This is a genomic window from Neorhizobium sp. JUb45, from assembly GCF_004343585.1.
In the GTDB taxonomy this organism is placed as follows: Bacteria; Pseudomonadota; Alphaproteobacteria; order Rhizobiales; family Rhizobiaceae; genus Neorhizobium.
In genome coordinates, this window is sequence record NZ_SLYW01000002.1 from 540,048 (window position 1) to 560,685 (window position 20,638).

Below are 20,638 nucleotides of genomic sequence, written 5' to 3' on the forward strand. Positions count from 1 at the left end.
GAAAGGCAGAAAGCGGCATGAGCCTCCAGTCGATGACGGGTTTCGCACGCAGTGAAGGCACCAGCGGTCGCACCCGCTGGGCCTGGGAACTGCGCTCGGTAAACGGCAAGGGGCTGGATTTGCGCCTGCGTCTTCCGTCGGGTTTCGAGCGTCTGGAAGTGCCGGTGCGGGCTGCCGTGCCGGCTCGTTTCAGCCGTGGCAATATCCAGGCCAACCTGTCGATTACCGTCGCCGAGGCGAAGGTGGAGGCGGTGCTGAACCGCGATGCGCTTAACGCAATTCTGGGCCTGCGCGCCGAACTCGGCGATCTGGTCGATCCGTCGCCACTGCGGCTCGACACGCTGATGTCGATCCGCGGCCTCGTCGATATCCGCGAGGCGGAAGAGGGAGCTGACGCGACGCAAGCGCTCGACCGCGAAATCATGGCCGGCCTCGACGTCGCGCTCAATGCGCTGACCGAGATGCGCGTCAGCGAGGGCGCATCGCTCGGTGCCGTGCTGCAGGATCATGTCCACACCATCGCGGCCCTGACGAAGACCGTGGAAGCAGATCCATCCCGCAGCCCGGACGAGATTGCCCGCAAGCTTGCCCTTCAGGTGGCGGCGTTGATGGACGGCGCATCCTCGCTCGACCGCGAAAGGCTGTATGCGGAAGCTGCCATCCTTGCCACCAGGGCCGATCTGCGCGAAGAGATCGACAGGCTGGCTGCGCATGTCGTTGCCGCCACCGAATTGCTGACAAAAGGCGGTCCCGTGGGCCGTCGCCTGGATTTCCTTGCACAGGAATTTAACCGGGAATCGAATACCATCTGTTCGAAATCGAATTCGGCAGCCGTGACGGCCGCCGGCATCGAGTTGAAGGTCGTGATCGACCAGTTCCGCGAACAGGTTCAGAATCTGGAGTGATAGATGAGCCCGGCCCCTTCGAGCGCTAAAGTGAACAACCCTGCCAAGATCGCCCGACGTGGCCTGATGCTGGTTCTGTCCTCGCCCTCGGGCGCAGGCAAATCCACCATCGCCCGTAACCTGCTGGAATCCGATCCGAGCCTGGAAATCTCCGTCAGCGTGACGACGCGCCAGCGTCGCCCCAGCGAGATCGCCGGAAAGCACTACCACTTCATCAGCGTGCGTGAATTCGAGCGCCTGCGCGATAGCGACAGCCTGCTGGAATGGGCGGAAGTGCACGGCAATTTCTACGGCACGCCACGCGAGCCGGTGGAAACGGCGATGTCCGAAGGCCGCGACATGCTGTTCGACATCGACTGGCAGGGTGCCCGCCAGCTGCAGGAAAAGATGTCCGCCGACGTGGTTTCCATCTTCGTGCTGCCGCCGACCATGACCGAGCTGCAGTCGCGCCTGCATCGCCGCGCCGAAGACAGTGAAGAGGTTATCCGCACGCGCCTGCTGAACTCCCGTTCGGAGATCGAGCACTGGCGCGAATACGATTACGTCATCGTCAACGACGATCTCGACGAGGCATTCCGCAACGTCAACTGCATCGTCAACGCCGAACGCGTCCGTCGCGACCGCCGCCACGGCCTGTTCGATTTTGTCGGCAATCTGCTGACGGAAGAGCCGGCGCTCTGAGGCGCAGATAGCAACATCTCCCGACGGATTGAAAAGACCCGAGACCGGATGCGGTTTCGGGTCTTTTTTTCAATTCAGATGCCGCAGCTTGTCCGGGTTGCGCATCACATAGATCGCGGTGATCTTGCCGTCACTGATGTCGAGCGCCGTCGTCTGTAGCTCGCCATCAGCCTCTCGGGTGACAAAGCCCGGCAGGCCGTTGATAAGACCGGTGCGGATGAGGGTCGAACCGTGTTTTTCGAACAGGGCCGAAAGGTTGCGGTGAAGCGTGAAGACATCCTCGAAGCCGAATACAGGCCTCAGTGCCGCATAACGCTTGCCGCCGCCATCCGAATGAAGGCTGACATCCGCCGCCAGCATCGCACCAAGCGTTTTCATGTCGCCGGTGCGTGAGGCGGTGAAGAAGGCTTGCGCCAGCTCCAGGCCGCGCACCTTGTCCACCTGAAAGCGGCTTCGCGTTTCCCTGACATGGGTTCTGGCGCGCGCTGCCAGTTGACGGCAGGCCGCCGTATCGCGCTCGATTGTGGTGGCCACTTCCTCGAAGGCCAACCCGAAAACGTCATGCAGCAGGAAGGCGGCGCGCTCCAGCGGGGAGAGGCGTTCCAGTGCCAGCATCAGCGGCAGGCTCACGTCCTCCGGTTCTTCCTCATCCTGCATGATGGGATCGGGCAGCCACGGCCCGATATAGGTCTCGCGCTGATGCCGTGCGGATTTCAGCTGGTCGAGGCAGAGCCGCGTTACCGTGCGGCGCAGAAACGCTTCCGGCTCGAGCACGGAGGCGCGATCGGCCCTCATCCAGCGGATGAAGGCCTCCTGAACCATGTCCTCAGCATCGGCCACCGAACCGAGCATGCGGTAGGCTACGCGGACCAGCTTTGGCCGCAGCGGGTCGAAACTCGCTGCCGCGTCATCCAGGGCCTGGTTGTGGCCGAAGGTTTCCATCAGGCTGCCTGTGCCGCCGGTTCGATCCACAGGTCGAACCCGACGGCCAGCCGGTTCCAGCCATTGATGACATTGATCATCAGGGTCAGTTTCACCTGTTCCTCCTGCGTGAACTGCTCGGCAAGTGCCGTATAGGCTTCGGCATGGCTGTGACCTTGCGAAAGACGCGTCAGCGCTTCCGTCCAGCCTAGCGCGGCCCGTTCGCGACCGGAATAGCAGGGAGCCTCGCGCCATGCGGAAAGCAGGTAGATGCGCTGTTCGGTCTCGCCCTTGGCGCGGGCTTCCACCGTGTGCATGTTGATGCAGTTGGCGCAGGCATTGATCTGGGAGGAGCGGATTTTCACGAGTTCGATGAGCGTCGGCTCAAGGCTGGCGGCGGCATCGAGCGACACGGCCATCCACTTCTTCATCAAAGCGGGGGCGGCGGCAAAGACATCGAGTTTGGCGGGCATGAGTGCGTATCCTTCTGTTGGGTTACGACACCATGACGAGCGGCTTTTTGCCGATGTGACATGCGGGCGGAATTTTTTCTGAAATCCGCAGTTTTTGCAAGGCGCGGTTCGGCGAGGGTTGCCTTACAGGCAGTTCGCCAGCGTCACGAATTCTTCCACCGACAGCGTCTCGGCTCGCCGCTGCGGGTCGATGCCGGCCTTGGCGAGCAGTGTTTCTCCGCCCAGCGATTTGACGCTCTGTCGCAGCATTTTTCGACGCTGACCGAAGGCCGCAAGCGTGACGCGCTCCAGCCTGGCGAGATCGCAGGGCAGGGGCTGCGCCTTCGGGGTGAGATGCACCACCGTCGACGTCACCTTCGGCGGTGGTGAGAAGGCTGAGGCCGGCACGTCGAACACCAGTTCGGAATCCGCACGCCATCCTGCCAGCACCCCGAGGCGGCCGTAATGGTTGTCGTTTTCCTGCGCCACGATGCGCTGGCCAACTTCCTTCTGGAACATCAGTGTCAGCGACTGCCAGAAGGGCGGCCATTCGTTCGGCACCAGCCAGTTCACCAGCAATTGCGTGCCGACATTATAGGGCAGGTTGGCGATGATCTTGACCGGTCCGCCCTCGGATTTCTCCGCCGCCAGCGCGGCAAAATCGGTCTTCAGCGCATCGCCCTCGATCACTTCGAGGCGACCGGGATAATAGCTCTCGATTTCGGCAAGCGCCGGCAGGCAGCGGCTGTCGCGCTCGATGGCGATTACCTTTTTTGCGCCGAGCGCGAGAATGGCACGTGTCAGGCCACCGGGGCCGGGGCCAACCTCGAACACGGTGACACCTTCCAGAGAACCGGCCGAGCGGGCGATCTTCTGGGTCAGGTTCAGGTCGAACAGAAAATTCTGGCCGAGCGCCTTCTTGGCGTTCAGTTCAAAACGCTGGATGACGTCGCGAAGGGGGGGCAGGCCGTCGAGTGTGGCCATCAGGATGCGTTTCCGGAATGCTGCGCCAGTTCGCTGGCAAGTTTCAATGCGGCGATCAGGCTGGTCTCGCGGGCAATGCCCTTGCCGGCCAGTCCGAAGGCGGTGCCGTGGTCCGGCGAGGTGCGGATGAAGGGCAGGCCGAGCGTGACATTGACCGAATCGTCGAAGCCGAGCGCCTTGGCCGGGATCAGCGCCTGATCGTGATACATGCAGATCGCCACGTCGTAACGGCCGCGCGCCTCGTCATGGAACATCGTATCGGCCGGCAGGGGGCCAAAGGCGTTGATGCCTTCGCCCCGCAGGCCGGCGATGGCGGGCGCGATGATGTCGCGGTCCTCTACACCCATCGTGCCATCCTCGCCCGCATGCGGGTTGAGGCCGGCGACGGCCAGGCGCGGGCTGGCGATGCCAAAACGTTTCCTGAGGTCGGCATGGGCCACGCGGCAGGTCTCGACGATCAGATCGTGGGTGAGAGCTGCGGGAATGTCCTTCACCGGGATGTGGATCGTCACCGGGATGGCCCGCAGTTTTGGCCCGGCGAGCATCATTACCGGCAGAACCTCACGTCCTGTGGCACGACGTGCGAGCTCGGCCAGAAACTCGGTATGTCCGGGAAATTTGAAGCCGGACTCATAGAGAACCGATTTGGCGATCGGATTGGTCACCACGGCTGCGGTCTCACCGGAAAGGCTGAATTTGACGGCGGTCTCGATGGCGGCGATCGTCGAGGCGGCTGTCGCCACATGCGGCTGACCGGCGGCAACATCGAAGCCGACACCTATCGGCAGCACGGGCAGCGCATCCTGAAAGATGCCGGAAGCAGAGGCCGCATCCGTCTCGCGGATCGGCACGTCGAAGCCGATGATGCGCGCGCGGGCGGCAAGAACAGCGGGATCGCCAATGTAGAGAAAGGGGTGCAGGCCATGCTGGTTGCGTACTGACCAGACGGCAAGCGCCAGGTCAGGGCCGATACCGGCGGGATCGCCCTGTGTCAGTGCGAGAGGGCGATCGATCTGTGTCATGCTGTCTTGGCCTGCCTTCAGGGGTATGAGATCTGCGCCTGCTTGCGCAGTTCGTCGACATATTTCTTGTCGTTCGGGTCTTCACCCGTCTTTTCCGCCTTGCCGAGATCTTCGGCACGGAACACCACTTCGGCAGCCACATCGTCGGATACCTGACGCTGGTTGCAGATCGCCAGGAACTCGACGCCCTTTTCGGTGATACGTGGCTCTGTCGTGCCACCGGAGGCCTTCTCAACCAAAGGCTTCCAGTCGGCCGGCAGTTCCGGCAGCATGATGCGGCCGAGCGGCTTCACAGAAACGTCGAGCATGGAAGCGGCGAAGGTCTTTGCTTCCTCGCAGCCGGGGAATTTCGAGCGCGAAGCCTTCGCTTCCGCCATGCGCTTGTTGAGGATCGACTTGCGCTTGGCTTCCGGCACCACGAAAATGACCTGCTGCAGGAAATATTCGGTCGTCACCGGCTTCTGGCCGCCTTCGGCCATGCGCTTGACGAGTTCTTCGTTGGACATGCGACCGCTTCTGCCGCCGGAAAAACGGGCATTGACGACGCGTGGCCAGCTCATCTGCACGGCGATAAACGCCTTGAAATGGTCTACGCCGACGCCAGCCTGATTGAGAACCTGTCCCATCTGCTGCGGCGACATCTTGTTGCTGGCGGCAAAACGCGCGAACGACTTGTCCACATCGTCGGTGCTGACAGACATCTTGACACGCGCGACCTCTTCACGCTTCAGGACTTCGTCCACCAGCTGTTCGCGCGCCATCTTTTTCAGGTCGCCCTTGGCGCGCTGGAGCCGAAGGAAGGCAGCGCGGCGCGCAACGTCATTGGAGGTGATCGGCACCTTGTTGACGACGGCCGCAACTTCGCTTGCTGCCTGCACGGTCGTCATTGCCGGCTGTATGACGACGGAAGCCGCCAAAACCGCAAATGCCGTCATCGTTGTCCGCAAAGCTCGACCAGCGACCATCATGCCATCCCTTTCACGCTAACGCGGGCCACCGGCCCGTCTGCGACCCCATATCACAACAGCCACCCGATTGTACAACGCATGCGGCGAAACAATGACGCTCCGCCGCACGATCGTGTGTTTGATCAATCAATTGGTATCGTCGAGATCCGTCGAGCCGATTTCGATGTCACCCAGCGTCCTGAAGGTCAGGCGCGCGGTGATCGCCCAGTCACTTGCCGTCGTGCTGTTGGGCTCGTCGTTATAGGCAACCGTGAAGATCGTGCATTCGTCGGCATAGGTGAAGCCCAGTGCACGACGGATGACTTCCTCATCCTTCAGATCCCAGGTCGCCGTACCGGCAATCGACCAGTTCTCGTTGACACGAACGCTGGCGGCTGACTGGAGGTATTCACCTGACTTGGTTGCGCCGTAATCCGGCTGCGGCTCGATCTGGGTGTAGATCATGCTCGCCGAAAAGCGCGGCTGCGAATAGCTGACCGAAGCATCGGTGCGCTGCAGGTCGAAATTGTTGTTGTCGAAGCGGCCCTGGGCAGCAACGGTCAGGCCCTGCGGCAGGTCGACGGCAGCCATGGCGACATAGTCAGACGTGTCGCTTTCGAGGCCGGAATAGGCACCGGCGCTCACAAGGTCGGCGCTGGCATAGGAATTTTCACCGGCCAGATGATAGGACTGACCGAAGATGCCGCGCAGGCCGATGCCGTTGTCGAACGAACCGGTATAACGCACGCCGACATTGGCACGCGTGCCGCCTTCGATACGGTCGTAGCCGGAGAACTTGTCGCGTTCGAACAGGTTGCTGGCGTCATAGACCATGCTCTGCGCGTCTTCGTTCGGCAGACCGCCGGCCTTCTGCTCGTTATTGCGAACGAATAGCTGGGCGATCGGCTCGAGCACATGGCTGCTATTGGCCGTCGTCATCAGGATCGGATAGCGGGCTTCGAGGCCGAGCGTCGCCATGTAGCGAGACGCCGAGCTGGAATCGTCGAAATTGCCGTTGTAGGCGATCCCGCCCGGATTGGCGGCGTCATAATAGGTCGGCGAAGACGCCGTATGGCGACCGATGTCACCACGTAACGCGGCCAGCGGCGTGATGAGCAGGCCATTTTCCATATTGTAGGTGCGTTTCCATTCCACTTCGGTGGTCAGGCGGCTGTAGCTGCCTTCCAGACCACGAAAACGCGGCACGTTGGAGCCGGGTTCGAGGTAGAAATCGTCCTTGCGGCGCGAAATATTGGTCAGGTTCATGTTGACCGAAAGTTCGCCGCCGGCCACTGGCTCAGGCGCGATATAGCGGTAGTCCATGGACGGATAGACGATCGCCTGCTTGCGCTCGGTATCGGAATTGTCGGCCAGATCCTGAATGTCGAAATAATAGGCGCTCAGGTCGAAGTAGTTGCGCTCGCCAAGGCCGCGCAGATAGACTTCATTCGTGTAGACGTCGTCGTTGACGCCGTTCAGATCATAGGTGTTGGAAAAGTTGTTGTCGCTCTGGAGCATGGCCTTCCAGCCAAAGGTCCAGCGCGGATTGATCTGGAACTCGCCCTTGCTGGCGACCATCAGACGTTGGTCGTTATTGCTGTCGGCGGTATTTGCGTCGAAGCCGCCGGAGTCCTTCTGGTCGATCCAGCCGAATCGCAGGATGTGCGAACCGGTCTCGAAGCGATTGCGCACTTCACCCTGAACCAGCAATCCCTGACTGGAATAATAGGTCGGGCTGAGGGTCGCATCCATGCTCGGCGAGAACACATGATAGTACGGAACAGTCAGGCCAAAACCCAACTTGTCGTCCATGCTCATGCGCGGGAACAGAAAGCCCGACTTGCGCTCGACCGTATGGTCCGGGACTTCGATGAAGGGCAGGTAGCCGATCGGCATGCCGAAAAGTTCGAAACGGGCGTTTTCGAGCCGGATCGTCTTCTTCTCGCCGTTCTGGATGACGCGCTGCGCCTTGACCTGCCACAGCGGTGCCTTGCCGGGCTTGGCGACGCAGGGAAGACAAGCGGTATAGACGCCGTTGTGCAGCACCATCAGTTCGCCCGGCAGGCGTTCGGCGCTTTCGCCGGCCATGCGTGTATTGTCGGGCGTTTCCACCCGCAGCGAGTTGATGAAACCCTGACCGAAATCGTCGGTCACATCCAGCTGTTCGGCATAAACGCGGTTGCCGTCCGGATCGATCAGTTCGATGTCGCCATTGGCCATGACGCGGCCGGTAGCCTGATCGTATTCGACCCGCTGCGCGACCATGCGATAGCGGTTGTAATAAATCTGCACGCCGCCGGTGGCGGTGACCTTCTGAGCGTCCTTGTTATAGGTAAGCTCGTTCGACCGCAGCAGCATTTTTGCGCCGTCGGCGACCTCTGGGGCAGGGGTCTGTGCATATGAAATAGTCGGGGGAGCAATAGCGATTGCGCACACGGCGACGCCTGTCAGCAGGGCCGTGCAAAGCCGTCTGATATTCCCGCGGTCTGTTACCGCCACTAGCCATCCTCCTGATGAAGCAGAATTGTTGCCCCCAACGCCATGGCCACGATCACCGGGATCCAGACAGCGACGAAAGGAGGAACCACCCCGCTGCTACCGAATGCCTTCACGAGTACCGTGACGACATAAAGCACGAAGCCGCAAACTATGCCACCGAGAATCACCGAGCGCGACTGCGCCATACGGCTAAATTTCAGTGAAACGGTAGCGGCAATCAGTGTCATTGCTACCAGAAGAAGTGGCAATGAAAGCAGGGAGTGAAATTGCGTTTCGAGACCTTTGGTCGAAATACCGAATGAGCGGGCGACTTCGATCTTTTCGGAAAGATCAAAGAAAGCAACGTTTTCGGGCTTCTCAAGGCTCTCTTGAAGAAATTCCTGTTTGATATTGGTACGAACCTGTGCGGTCTCGACACGGGCAGGCGGCACGTCGGATCGCGTTTCCAGCACGTTGTTAAGAAGCCAGTAACCATCTTCCAATTTGGCCGTCGCTGCGTCCTGTCTCAGGATGACACGAGCGTCCTTGTCGAAATGGAACAACACGACATCGACCATAGTCAGCGTATCTTGCTGGAAGCTTTTGGCGCCAATGACGGTGTCTTCGCCGTCGCTGATCTGGCGGATCCACGGCAGGAAGTTGGAGGCGCGTGCCTGGCCGCTGGTTTCGCGCCAGGTCGATTCGAGCGAGGTCGACTGTTTCAGGCCCCAGGCGGAGAGGGGGCTGATGACGCCGATCGTAAACACGCCGAGCAGAAAGGCGCCGGCAACGAACGGCATGGCAAATTGCCAGACCGAGAGGCCTGCTGCGCGCGTCACCACCAGTTCGGAGCGGCGATTGAGCGCGATCAGCGTCGTCATGCCGATGAACAGCGACAGGGTCGGGATCGTCTGCTGCAGGATGGACGGCACACGCATGGCGGTGATGCCGAGCGCGCCATACAGCGTATAGCTGGCGAGTGCCGACATGCGGCGGTTGGTCTCGCTGAAGTCGGCAAGGAAGATGATCGCCGAAACGCCAAGGAAGAACCACATCGCGGTGATGAGGTAACGCTTGAAGAAATAACGGCCGAGCGTGGAGAACAGCATCATGCGCCTCCCGTCTTGGAGCGAATAGCGACAACGCGTTGCTGAAGCTTGCCGTAAAGCTTGCCGATTGCATCGTTCCAGGAATTGGGCAGCTTCAGCTGTCGGCGGCTCACAAGAAGGTAGGTGGCAAAAAGACCAGGCAGGACAGGCGGCGCATAGACCATCCACATGTTGGCGTTCGTATTCTTCGCCATGTTCGTCAAGGAGAAGCCGAGCCAGCGCATGGTGAAGGCAATGATCAGCGCCAGCACCATCGGGTGCATTCTGGCGCGACGATGCGAGCGTGCACCGCCAACGATAACCAGCGCAATCAGCGCGTAGGAAATCGGATAGATCCAGTCGGAAAAGCGACGGTGCAGTTCGGCATGGAAGCTGCCGGGCATATCCATGTAATATTTGTCCGTCGGATCCGGCTTCAGCAGGAATTCGAGACTGCGGTCGGCGGCGTAGACGGGCGCACGTCCGGTCGATTCGGCCATGGAGGACAGGTCGAAGGCGTAGGACAGGAACTTGATCACCGATACACGGCCGTCCGGCGTCTTGCGGTGAACCTCACCGTTGCGCATGGTCAGCGTCGTTCCGGCATCGTCGATCGAGCCTTCGCGCGCATAATAGATCATTTCGAAATTCGGGTCGCGGTAATCGACAAGGAACAGACCCATCAGGATGCGGCCGGAATGGCGCTCCGAGATCTGAACGTAAAGGTCCTTCTCGATGCTGCGGAAGGTCTTTTCTTCAATTACCGAGCCCAAGAGATCGGCATAGGCTTCGGCGACCATTTCGCGGGCTTTGACGCGGGCCGGCGGCTCAACGAAATTTGTGACGACAAACGAAAACAGGGCAGCGAGGGCTGCAAGCAGCAGCACCGGTTTGTAAAGCACGGTGCGCGGCGAACCGGCGGCATCGATAACCGCAAGTTCCGAATCGTTGTTCATCGCATTGAGCGTCTGGGTGATGCCGATCACGAGGGCGAAGGGCATGACAACAGGAATGATGGTCGGCAGGATGAACGATGCGAGCGTCGCAAACGAACCCATCGACTGGCCGGTATCGGTCACGAGGTTGATTCGTCCCAGCACCTGGATGGTCCAGATGATCGCCAGGATTGGCAGCAGCGTGGCCAGAAACATTTGGAACGTACGCTGCAATATATAGGACTCGATAAGCTTCATGCCGACCTGATGATGACTCGATACGCCTGTCAGCGTCGCCAAGCTCTACGAGATTAGAGCGCCGATGGCGACAACCATTTGTTCACAAAGCTGTCGAATGAATACGTTTTTTTTCGTTCTGTGTCATTTCGAAATACGCCGTGACACCGGCATAGACGACGGCCGACAACAGGAAGCCAAGCAGCGCATCGGAGAAATAATGCCCTCCGAATGAAACGCGCAACGCTGGTGAAGCCAGCGTGATGGCAAGCAGAGGAGGGGCAACAACTGCTCTGTAGCGCGCCGGCAACATAAAGATCAGGCATGCGACCCAACCCGCACCTGCAGCTTCGCCGGAAACGAAGGAGCAGTTGGTGTAACAGGAGCCATCGAAAGAGCCCGCGGCGGAAAACAGTCGCTGACCGCCGAACATATCGGTTTCATAAGGCCGTGGCCGGCCGGAAATAGATTTGAGGATGAGATTGACGAGAATGTAGGGGCCGGAGATCAGCGCGATCAGCGCAATCCAGCATCGTCTGGTGGTGTCTACGCAGTAGGTTGCGCCATGATGCTGCAGATTGCGGACCAGCACGATGATCAGAACGACGGCAAAGAAGGCAGGCATGTAAAAAAACACGCGCCGCACGCCCTGAAGGCCCGAATCGTTCGCAAGCGGAAAGAAGCTGCATATGTCGGCAGTCTTGTTGGCGGCGATGCAACTGGAGGGGTCGAAAAAAGCCTTGGCTATCTCGACGTCGATCTGCGGAAATGCGTGAAACAGGGCCAACAGGCAGAACCAGAGCGTCGAAAGAATAAGGAACCAGCCTTTTGCGCCGGTCATCCACGAGCTATTGACCTTTGCTGGAGCGGAAAAGGCAAATGCCGGTCTCTTCGCTGGTGCTTGCTCCATGTGCCCCCGGTCGTTGCTATGTGGTCGCTTGTATAGATCCTAACTGCTAGTAGGGGTTGATGACAAGATTGAGACGGCGCTGTCGTGATTGGTTATGTTAACGACACAATCGGCGCTCTTGCATCACCTGCCAAAAAGGCCATGATCACGCCTTTTCGAGACCGCAAGGTCGCCTATCGAATTGCCTGTTTGAAGATTACCTACCGGAGAAGACATGCCCGCTAAATTCCAGATATCGTTTGCTAAAACGGCCCGCGCCGATGGCGGTGTCGCCATCCTTCTGAAACTTGCGGGCGATCAGCCGCCAGCCGGCGCTTCCGATGCCGATCCGGCCGGCATCTATGCAAAAGCCGCAAGCGTTGCCGAATTCAGCGGCAAGAATTCGAGCATTCTCGACATCGTTGCACCGCATGGGTCGCCTTTTGACAGAATTGCAGTGCTGGGTCTTGGCAAGCCGGCAGGGCTGGTCGCGTATGACTGGCTGCGTGTCGGTGGCATTGCTGCGGCCTCGGTGAAGACGGCTTCGAAGGTTGCAATCTATGTGGATGCGCCGGGCATTGCTGTGGATGGCGAGAAGGCTGCGAACGTGGCGCTCGGCATGCTGCTGCGCGCCTACAGTTTTGACAGCTACAAGACGAAAAAGAAGGGCGAAGAGGACGATAAGGCCGTCAAGACGGTGAACGTGACGATCGTCACTGCCGATCCTGCCGCCGCCAAGGCTGCCTTCGTCGCCGCGCAGGCGGTTGCCGATGGCGTCAACCTTGCCCGCGAACTCGTCAACCTGCCGCCCAACGTGCTCGGTCCTGTGGAATTTGCCGCAAAGGCAAAGGAACTGGAAAAGCTCGGCGTCGAGGTGGACATCCTCACCGAGAAGGAAATGAAGAAGCTCGGCATGGGCGCGCTTCTCGGCGTCGCACAAGGCTCGGTCAAGCCGCCGCGCATCGCCGTCATGCACTGGAAGGGCGGAAAGTCCAAGGAACAGCCGGTTGCCTTCGTCGGCAAGGGCGTCACCTTCGATACCGGCGGCATTTCCATCAAGCCGGGCGCCAGCATGGAAGACATGAAGGGCGATATGGGTGGCGCTGCCGCGGTGACCGGCCTGATGCACACGCTCGCCGCGCGCAAGGCCAAGGTCAACGCCATCGGCATTATCGGTCTCGTTGAAAACATGCCGGACGGCAATGCTCAGCGTCCGGGTGATATCGTCACCTCGATGTCCGGCCAGACGATCGAGATCATCAATACCGATGCCGAAGGTCGTCTCGTTCTGTGTGATGCGCTCTGGTATTGCAAGGAAACCTACAAGCCGCGCTTCATGATCAATCTGGCGACGCTGACCGGTGCGATCCTGGTGGCGCTCGGCAACCTGCATGCCGGCCTGTTTTCCAACAATGACGAGCTCGCGGGCCAGCTTCTGGCCGCCGGCGAAGAGAGCCAGGAAAAGCTGTGGCGCATGCCGCTGTCGAAGGATTACGACAAGATCATCGACTCGCGTTTTGCCGACATGAAGAACAGCGGCGGCCGCCATGCCGGTTCGATCACCGCTGCCCAGTTCCTGGCACGTTACGTCGGTGACACGCCCTGGGCGCATCTCGATATCGCCGGCACCGCCATGGGTTCACCGTCGAACGAGATCAACCAGTCCTGGGGTTCGGGTTACGGCGTGCGTCTGCTAGACCAGCTCGTCCGTACAAACTTCGAAGCCTGATCTCATGACCGATGTGCTGTTCTACCACCTGACCGATTCGAAGCTGGAAGAGGCGCTGCCGTCGCTTCTGGAAAAGAGTGTCGAGCGCGGCTGGAAAGTGGTGGTGCAGACCAGAGCCGAGGCGCGTCGGGATTTTCTCGACGCGCACTTATGGACCTTTCGCGATGACAGTTTTCTGCCGCATGGCACCGATGCGGCCGAGATGGCGGAGGCTCAGCCGGTGCTGATCACCGCCGAAAGCGGCAATGCCAATGGCGCCACCGTGCGCTTCGTGGTCGATGGCGCCGAGCCGCCGGCGCTCGATGCATACGAACGCGTCGTCTTCATGTTCGACGGTTATGACAGCGAACAGCTGGAGGGCGCCCGCGCCCAGTGGAAGCAGCTGAAAGGTGAGGGCCATGCGCTCACCTATTGGCAGCAGCAGGAAGGCCGCTGGGTCAAGAAGGCCTGACCTGACCGCTTCTTACGATCGGTTGAAGGCTGCGTCCTGTGCGGCTGCAGCCGAAAGAAGCGGGCCGCGTTGCCCACCGTAACGCAACGAAACGACCTTATAACCCTCGGCTTTCAACTGCGTCAGCAATGCGGGCAGCATCGAAGCGGTGCGGTTGTGGATGTCATGCATCAGGATGATGCCACGGCCGTGGCGGCGCAGGTCAGCCATCGTGCGGGTCGCGACAGCGGCTGGCGAGACGCCAAAATAGTCTTTCGAATCGATCTGCACGTCGAGCACGACCATCCGGTTCTGGGCAACCCAGTGGCGCAACGTGCCGCTGTCGGAGAGATAGGGGAAGCGGAAGAAATTGGCGTCGGTGCGGGTAGCGGCCCTCACGGCATCGCGGCCGCGGTTGATCTCGGCAATCGCCTCATCGACGGCAAGCTTGCGCAGATCGGCATGGCGGAACGTGTGGCTGCCGATCGTATGGCCCGCATCCACCACTTGCCGGGCGATTTTCGGATAGGCTTTCGCCATCTCGCCGACCATCAGGAAGGTCGCCTTGACATGGAAATCATCCAGCGTCGCGAGAATGCGCTCGGTCTTTTTCGGCACCGGACCATCATCGAAAGTCAGCACGACTTCCTTGTCGCGCAGCTTGATGTCGGAAAGCGAGGTCACCGTCAGGTCGCGACCGGCAAGGCCACGCGGATTGCTCATCCGTCCCCAGGCGGCGGGCGTTAGCGCCACGGGCGATTTGGCATCATCCTTGGTCTGCAGCGGCCCGGTTGCGTTGCCGGCGGCAAAGGCGCTCTTCAGCGATCCACCCTCCGACGGCGGCTTGCCGGCGCAGGATGAAAGAAGGCAGGCGAAAGCAGCGGCGGCACACAGGACGCGAACGGGCATGAAGACTTCTCGATGACGGATGACACGGGAATCAGTGTGTCGTCATCTTTCGTCGAACATGGTTAACGGGTGGTTACGGAGCGCATGCCTGAGGTTGAGATCAATCTTTGGCCAAATCCGTCAACGAAAAATCATTGCCGACATAAAGCAGTGGAAGACCGGCTGCCCTGGCTCCGGCATAGGAGAAACAATCGCCGAAATTGAGTTTTGCCGGATGTCGGCCCTTGCCGTAACGGGCAAAAGCGTCGATGGCGAGGGATGCGATCCTGTCCGTGATCGGAACGATCGAGATGTCGAAATCGTTCAGGAAATCCCGGATGATCTGTTCCGCGTCCACCACTGCGATATTGCGCTTGCTGGCCAGCACGACCGTCGCTTCGTAGATGACCGTCGGCAGCGTCACGCGAGGCGGCGTCGCGTTCTCCAACTGAGCGGCGATTTTGCCTGCCTCAGGTCCTGCGATCAGCGTTTCGATAATCGCGGACGTATCGACGACCATCAGATTTCCCACATCTCGTCGAGAAAAGCCTTGTCGTCGAAATCGGGATTGGGTGTGCCCAGCGCCTTTACGCGATCCTGCAGGGCCTTCAGCCTCTCTTCCGGAGATTTTTCCTGTGGGGTGTCCTTCGGTATCGCGTCCGCAGCCACCTCCTCATCCACCACGCGCTCCAGCGCCTGCCGGATGGCATCCGTCTTGGTCGGCGCCTTCAAAATTCTCTGCGCGTGTTCGGCCAGCGCGTCGAGTTCGGGATCAGTGATGTGAAGGGCCATGGCAGCACCTCGTGGAGATGGACTTTCAGGATAGTGTATCTCCACGAGGCGAACAACTGCAGGCAAGTCAGCCCTTCATGATCGTGCCGCGCAAAAAGCTGTGGCCGAGCGACTGTCGCGTCGCCATTTCCGTGCTGTCACCGGCGCCGCCGTGCCCGCCCGAGCCGAACTCGCGGAAGAAGGGAGCATGTCCTTCATCGATCAATCGGCTGGCGAAACGCCGGGCGTGTGAAGGGTGGACACGGTCGTCATTGGTCGAGCTTTCGATATAGACCGGCGGATAGCTGACTGCGCCCGCCGGCTTTACCTGATGCAGCGGCGAATAGGTCAGCATCGCCTCCAGATCTTCGGCCACGTCCGGATTGCCGTATTCGTCCATCCACGCCTTGCCGGATGGGAAGAGATGGAAACGCGACATGTCGATCACCGGCACCGAGGTCCACACCGCACCAAAATCTTGCGGATAGCGGGTCAGCATCACCGAGGTCAGCAGACCACCATTGCTGCCGCCGTTGCAGGCGATGCGTGAGGGTTTCGAATATCCGCGTTTCACCAGATCACGCGCCACGGCGACAAAATCCTCGAATGCCTTGTGGCGGCCCTTGCCTTTGGCGACCTTGTGCCAGTCGGGCCCAAGCTCGCCGCCACCGCGAATATAGGCCTGCACGAAACCGCCGCCTCCGGAAAGCCACAGGCCATAGGCGCCGGAATAGACCGGCGACAGCGACACTTCGAAGCCGCCATAGGCATACATCAGGATGGGCAACTCGCCCTTGGTCCAGTTCTTCGGCAGCACGATGTGATAGGGCACTCTGGTGCCGTCTTCCGAAATTGCTTCCAGAAGCTCCGACTGCATGCCCTCGGCATCGAAAAAGGCGGGGGAGGCGCCGATCGGCACAAGTTCTGGCTCGGCGGCGTGATCGGTCAGGTCCAGCCGATAGGCGGTGGAGGGCAGGAGAAACCCCTGGCCGATGACGGTGAGGATTTCCTCGCCAAGGGTGAGGTCGGCATCGAGCAACCGGTAACCGATGCTCTGCAGGCCTTCCGGCAAAACCAGTTCCTTAGGCTCGGCATCCGGTTTCGTCAGATCGACCAGATAAAGTTTTGGCAGCATGCGGTCGCTGACCACGAACACCGCCCAGCTTTTCAAAACCGAGAACTGCGAAACTGACTGCCCGTCCTGCGGCGAAAACAGCACGCGGGCCTTGCCGAGCGGTTCAGGACCGAAAGGTGAGAATTCCTGCAGGATCAGGCTGCCGGTCGGATAACGCTCGTCTGTCTTTGCCCGCCAGATGGCATGGCTGTGGTTGAGGTCGATATCTATTTCTGTTGGCAGGTCCAGCGGGCGCAGGTTGCCGTCCGCATCGCGCACCTCGATACCGATCCTGCCGATATCGAGAATGCGCGAATAGATTTCGATCGCGCGCTCGTCAGCCTTTCCACCCCAGAGCAACGGATCGATGAAGCCGACCATGCCGGTAATGTCATCCTTGCCGGCTTCGAACAGGATTGGCGCGTCCTTCGGCTCGACGCCACGCTTCAACCTGCGTGCAATGCGAGGCCAGCCGGAACGGGTGGCTGAATTTTCGTCGATCGAGCCGAAATAGGCGATCTCATCAGGCGCGATCCAACTGGCGTGGGCGCGCGTTGCCGGTGTGTCGAAACCACCTTCGACGAAGGCCTTGGTATCTGTGTCAAACTCCAGCAGCCGCACCTGATCCGAACCGCCATCGGACAGGATCAGCAGAACACGGGTCGGCTCATACGGGGAGGTGACGGCGCCCGAATAGATCCAGCGTTTGCCTTCCTTGGCACAGAAGGCATCGAAATCGAGCACGGTTTCCCATGCTGCTTCCGGCTTCGGCTCCTGACCGACCGGCAGGCGTCGCCATAGGCCAAGTGGATTGTCCTTCGAACGGTGAAAGTCGAACAGCCATTGGCCGCGCCGTGTCGGCACGATCAACCGGTCTTCGCGCTCGATCATCGCTTTCAGCGCATCACGATCCTTCTCGAACTCGGGCGTCCTGAATGTTTCGTCGAACTGTGCGTTGCGCTCGGCAACGAAGGCCAGCGTCTTCGGGTCGTTGTCGTTTTCGAGATACAGATCCATGAAAGGCCTCCTCAGTGTTGAGGCCTTTACCTAGGCATGGGGATGGGGCAGGGCAACCTGTAATACGTCATAAGACGCACCGATGCCTTAACCCGCCATGCCCTCTTCATATTCCGAGGAAAGCATCAGCCATTGCTCTTCCGCATGGGAAAGTTTTGCCGCCGCTTCACCACGTTCCTTGGCCTTGGCTGCCGCCTTGGCGGGTGCTTTCTCGTAAAGCGCCGGATCCGCAAGCTCTTTATCAAGCGCTGCAATCAGCTTCTCAAGCTTGGCGGTCAAGGCCTCGGTTTCGTTGATCTTTTTCTTGAGCGGCGCAAGCGAGGCGCGCTTTTCGGCATTCGCCTTGCGCTGGTCTGCCTTGTTCACCTGCTCGTCTGCGACTTGCGCCTTGTCGTCCTTCTTGCGGCCGGCGGCGATGATCAGGTCGCGATATTCTTCCAGATCGCCCTCGAAGGGTTTGACCGTACCTTCGTTGACCAGCCACAGCCGATCGACGGTCGCCTCGATCAGGTGGCGATCATGGGAGATCAGGATGACGGCGCCGTCATAATCGTTCAGCGCCTCGATCAGCGCCCGGCGGCTGTCGATGTCGAGATGGTTGGTCGGTTCGTCAAGGATGAGCAGGTTCGGCGCATGGAAGGCGGCCAGGCCCATCAGCAGGCGGGCTTTTTCACCACCGGACAGGTCCTTGGCGGCGGTGGCCATCTTTTCCGTAGCGAGACCCATCTGCGCTACGCGGGCGCGCACCTTTGCTTCCGGCGCATCCGGCATCAGCCGGCGCACGTGGTCGACGGGGGATTCGTTGGGGATCAGATCATCCAGCTGGTGCTGCGCGAAAAATCCGATCGACAGCGACGGCGCCAGCTTCATCTCGCCGCCATCGATCTTCAGACGGCCGGAAATCAGCTTGGCGAAGGTGGACTTGCCGTTGCCGTTGGAACCGAGCAGCGCGATACGATCGTCGGCATCGATGCGCAGGGTGATATTTTTCAGGATCGGCTGGCCGGGCGTATACCCGACGCCACCCTTGGAAATGGCGACGATCGGCGAGGCCGGCTGCTTTTCCGGCTCCGGAAAGGTGATCGGCTGTACGTGATCTTCGACCACGGCCGATACCGTGCCCATGCGCTCCAACGCCTTGATGCGGCTCTGCGCCTGCTTGGCCTTGGAGGCCTTGTAGCGGAAACGATCGATATAACTCTGGATATGCTTTCTGGCGGCGTCGCTTTTTGCCTTCGCCTTCATCTGCAATTCGTCGTTCTCGGCCTTCTGGCGCTCGAACTGGTCGTAACCGCCGCGATAGAAGGTGAGCTTCTGCTGGTCGAGATGCACGATCGAATTGACGGCATTGTTGAGCATATCGCGATCGTGGGAAATCACGATGACCGTGTGCGGATAACGCCGCACGTAATCCTCCAGCCACATCGTGCCTTCAAGGTCGAGATAGTTGGTCGGTTCGTCGAGCAGCAGCAGATCCGGCTCGGCGAAGAGAACTGCGGCCAGCGCCACGCGCATGCGCCAGCCACCGGAAAACGACGAGGCGGGCCGCAGCTGCGCTTCGGCATTAAAGCCGAGGCCGGCCAAAATGCTGCCGGCGCGCGCTTCCGCCGAATGGGCGTCGATATCGACAAGCCGCATCTGAATTTCGGCAATGCGGTTCGGGTCGGTCGCGGTTTCGGCCTCAGCCAGAAGCGCGGTGCGCTCCTTGTCGGCGGCCATAACGATCGTGATCAGCGAGTCCTCGGTGCCCGGCGCTTCCTGCGCCACCTGACCGATACGGGCATTTTTGGGGATCGATACCGATCCGCTTTCCGAAGCCATGTCGCCGGTGATGATCTTGAAAAGCGTCGATTTGCCGGCGCCGTTACGGCCGACAAGGCCCGCCTTGGAGCCTGCCGGAAGCGTGACGCTGGCATGGTCGAGGAGAAGGCGGCCGGCAATGCGGGCGGAAAGGTCGGTAATCGTGATCATGGCGGCGGTTTTGGCGCAAACCGTCGGCCCTGACAAGACGTCATGTCCAAGCCTTCAGGACAAAGTGATTTTAAGCCCGTGCCGTGCGTGCCACGGCCTTGCCGCCACCGATCACCACCGGCTGGCGCGGATTTGACAGCGCGCTGTCCAATGCAACGGCGGCGCGGCTGCGCAATTCCTGCGGCGAATGGGCGTCGTCGGTCAGCGCAACGCCGATCGACAGTTCCATCGGCAGTGTCGCCGGACGGTTTTCCTCTGGAATGAGCTGCAGCCCGTTGATGATCGAATTGTTCAGACGGTCGGCAATTGCGCCGACATTTTCCTGGCCTACATTGTCGAACAGGAAGGCGAATTCGCGCGGGCCGATGCGGGCGACAAAATCGTTCTTCTTGATGGTGTTGCGGAAGATCGAGGCTGATTTTTTGAGGACACGATTGCCCACCGTGTCGTTCGGCACCTGTGTGGCATCGAACAGACGGTTGAGAGAGACGAGGAAAAGCGCGGTGCGCCGGCCTTCCGCAGTTGCCGAATAAAGCCCTTCCAGCCTTTCGGAGAGGGCAATGTGGTTCGGCAGGGACGTCAGCCTGTCACGCAAGCTCGCTTCGCGGGCCGAGGACGTTGCCCTTTCGCTGGCCGCCAGCTTCTCGGCGCTGGTCTTCAGGGCGGAAGTCAGTTCGGTTTCGGCGGTCATCGCCTCGCTGATCGAGTTGGTCAGGTATTCGATCTCGGACAGCACGTCGGACACATTGCCGGTTCCATCGCTGCGCAGGCTGCGCGCCACGGATTCCAGCGCGCGTGCAAACGTCTGTTTCTGCGAGACGCCGCGCGCGACCTTTTCCGACAGTCCGGCGATCAGCTCGATATCGTGTTTGCGGGTCACATTGGCGGAGAGGCCCATGAAGGAGGGCAGGCGGTGGCGAAGGCCGATCTCGTCAAGCAGCATCTGCGTCGGAGACGGATTGAGCGCCATCACTTCACGTGTCAGAGCGGCGTCGCCACCGGTGATCGCCTCGTGAAACAGTTCGTAATTGCGCGGCAGGCCGGCCACGTCCAGCCGGGCCATCTGCTGGCTCACCGCCAGCAAAACCCTGTTCTTCGGTGCTGTCTTTGCTGCCTCTGCCGACATGCCTGTCTCTCGGTCCCTGTGTCCTTTTGCGTGTAGGCGCCATTAAAATGCAC

The 20,638-nt window shown here is 60.3% G+C and carries 19 protein-coding genes; 4 read left to right on the forward strand and 15 right to left on the reverse strand.

The annotated features are described in order from the left end of the window. Positions 1-17 precede the first annotated feature (17 nt). On the forward strand, positions 18-905 hold the full coding sequence (locus EDF70_RS09380; protein WP_132273076.1) for a YicC/YloC family endoribonuclease: 888 nt from the start codon (positions 18-20) through the stop codon (positions 903-905). A 3-nt stretch (positions 906-908) separates the two neighbouring features. Then, complete coding sequence (gene gmk, locus EDF70_RS09385) at positions 909-1,586, forward strand: guanylate kinase (RefSeq protein ID WP_132273077.1); 678 nt, start codon at positions 909-911, stop codon at positions 1,584-1,586. Positions 1,587-1,655: 69 nt separating this feature from the next. Here the strand turns inward: gmk and EDF70_RS09390 are convergent, their stop codons facing one another. The 9 genes from EDF70_RS09390 to EDF70_RS09430 all read right to left on the reverse strand — a co-directional run bounded on the left by EDF70_RS09390 (position 1,656) and on the right by EDF70_RS09430 (position 11,491). Continuing rightward, on the reverse strand, positions 1,656-2,528 hold the full coding sequence (locus EDF70_RS09390) for a sigma-70 family RNA polymerase sigma factor (RefSeq protein ID WP_132273078.1): 873 nt from the start codon (positions 2,526-2,528) through the stop codon (positions 1,656-1,658). Beyond that, positions 2,528-2,980, reverse strand: a complete 453-nt coding sequence (locus EDF70_RS30315; protein ID WP_132273079.1) for a carboxymuconolactone decarboxylase family protein — start codon at positions 2,978-2,980, stop codon at positions 2,528-2,530. The genes EDF70_RS09390 and EDF70_RS30315 overlap by 1 nt, the downstream gene beginning before the upstream one ends. Positions 2,981-3,103: 123 nt before the next feature. Next, entirely contained in the window at positions 3,104-3,943 is an 840-nt protein-coding gene (rsmA, locus tag EDF70_RS09400) for a 16S rRNA (adenine(1518)-N(6)/adenine(1519)-N(6))-dimethyltransferase RsmA (protein WP_132273080.1), read from the reverse strand. Beyond that, positions 3,943-4,965 carry a 4-hydroxythreonine-4-phosphate dehydrogenase PdxA gene (gene pdxA, locus EDF70_RS09405; protein WP_132273081.1) on the reverse strand — a complete coding sequence of 341 codons (1,023 nt, stop codon included), beginning with the start codon at positions 4,963-4,965 and terminating at the stop codon, positions 3,943-3,945. The genes rsmA and pdxA overlap by 1 nt, the downstream gene beginning before the upstream one ends. A gap of 17 nt (positions 4,966-4,982) precedes the next feature. Next, positions 4,983-5,933: a peptidylprolyl isomerase gene (locus EDF70_RS09410; protein ID WP_132273082.1), complete on the reverse strand. Its 951-nt coding sequence runs from the start codon at positions 5,931-5,933 to the stop codon at positions 4,983-4,985. Between the two features lie 126 nt (positions 5,934-6,059). Further along, positions 6,060-8,411, reverse strand: a complete 2,352-nt coding sequence (locus EDF70_RS09415) for an LPS-assembly protein LptD (protein WP_132273083.1) — start codon at positions 8,409-8,411, stop codon at positions 6,060-6,062. Continuing rightward, positions 8,411-9,499 carry an LPS export ABC transporter permease LptG gene (gene lptG, locus EDF70_RS09420; protein WP_132273713.1) on the reverse strand — a complete coding sequence of 363 codons (1,089 nt, stop codon included), beginning with the start codon at positions 9,497-9,499 and terminating at the stop codon, positions 8,411-8,413. Before lptG ends, EDF70_RS09415 begins: the two co-directional genes overlap by 1 nt. Beyond that, entirely contained in the window at positions 9,499-10,671 is a 1,173-nt protein-coding gene (locus EDF70_RS09425; RefSeq protein ID WP_132273084.1) for an LptF/LptG family permease, read from the reverse strand. The genes lptG and EDF70_RS09425 overlap by 1 nt, the downstream gene beginning before the upstream one ends. A gap of 82 nt (positions 10,672-10,753) precedes the next feature. After that, complete coding sequence (locus tag EDF70_RS09430; RefSeq protein ID WP_165931976.1) at positions 10,754-11,491, reverse strand: phosphatase PAP2 family protein; 738 nt, start codon at positions 11,489-11,491, stop codon at positions 10,754-10,756. A gap of 283 nt (positions 11,492-11,774) precedes the next feature. On the opposite strand from EDF70_RS09430, the gene EDF70_RS09435 reads away from it, so the two are divergent. Then, positions 11,775-13,268 carry a leucyl aminopeptidase gene (locus EDF70_RS09435; protein WP_132273086.1) on the forward strand — a complete coding sequence of 498 codons (1,494 nt, stop codon included), beginning with the start codon at positions 11,775-11,777 and terminating at the stop codon, positions 13,266-13,268. Positions 13,269-13,272: 4 nt separating this feature from the next. Next, complete coding sequence (locus EDF70_RS09440) at positions 13,273-13,719, forward strand: DNA polymerase III subunit chi (protein ID WP_132273087.1); 447 nt, start codon at positions 13,273-13,275, stop codon at positions 13,717-13,719. Positions 13,720-13,731: 12 nt separating this feature from the next. On the opposite strand, the gene EDF70_RS09445 is transcribed toward EDF70_RS09440, so the two are convergent. From EDF70_RS09445 to EDF70_RS09470, 6 genes are all read right to left on the reverse strand, one after another. Continuing rightward, positions 13,732-14,607, reverse strand: coding sequence for a polysaccharide deacetylase family protein (locus EDF70_RS09445; RefSeq protein WP_132273088.1), 876 nt, complete (start codon positions 14,605-14,607; stop codon positions 13,732-13,734). Positions 14,608-14,707: 100 nt separating this feature from the next. Continuing rightward, positions 14,708-15,106 carry a type II toxin-antitoxin system VapC family toxin gene (locus EDF70_RS09450; RefSeq protein WP_132273089.1) on the reverse strand — a complete coding sequence of 133 codons (399 nt, stop codon included), beginning with the start codon at positions 15,104-15,106 and terminating at the stop codon, positions 14,708-14,710. Continuing rightward, positions 15,106-15,378 (reverse strand): type II toxin-antitoxin system VapB family antitoxin, encoded by a 273-nt coding sequence (locus EDF70_RS09455; protein WP_132273090.1) that lies wholly within the window; start codon positions 15,376-15,378, stop codon positions 15,106-15,108. The genes EDF70_RS09450 and EDF70_RS09455 overlap by 1 nt, the downstream gene beginning before the upstream one ends. Before the next feature lie 67 nt (positions 15,379-15,445). Beyond that, the gene (locus EDF70_RS09460; RefSeq protein ID WP_132273091.1) at positions 15,446-17,488 is read right to left on the reverse strand and encodes a prolyl oligopeptidase family serine peptidase; all 2,043 of its coding nucleotides are present in this window, start codon (positions 17,486-17,488) and stop codon (positions 15,446-15,448) included. 87 nt (positions 17,489-17,575) lie between these two features. Next, positions 17,576-19,459 (reverse strand): ribosomal protection-like ABC-F family protein, encoded by a 1,884-nt coding sequence (gene abc-f, locus EDF70_RS09465; protein WP_132273092.1) that lies wholly within the window; start codon positions 19,457-19,459, stop codon positions 17,576-17,578. Positions 19,460-19,529: 70 nt separating this feature from the next. Continuing rightward, positions 19,530-20,585 (reverse strand): GGDEF domain-containing protein, encoded by a 1,056-nt coding sequence (locus EDF70_RS09470; protein WP_132273093.1) that lies wholly within the window; start codon positions 20,583-20,585, stop codon positions 19,530-19,532. Positions 20,586-20,638 lie beyond the last annotated feature (53 nt).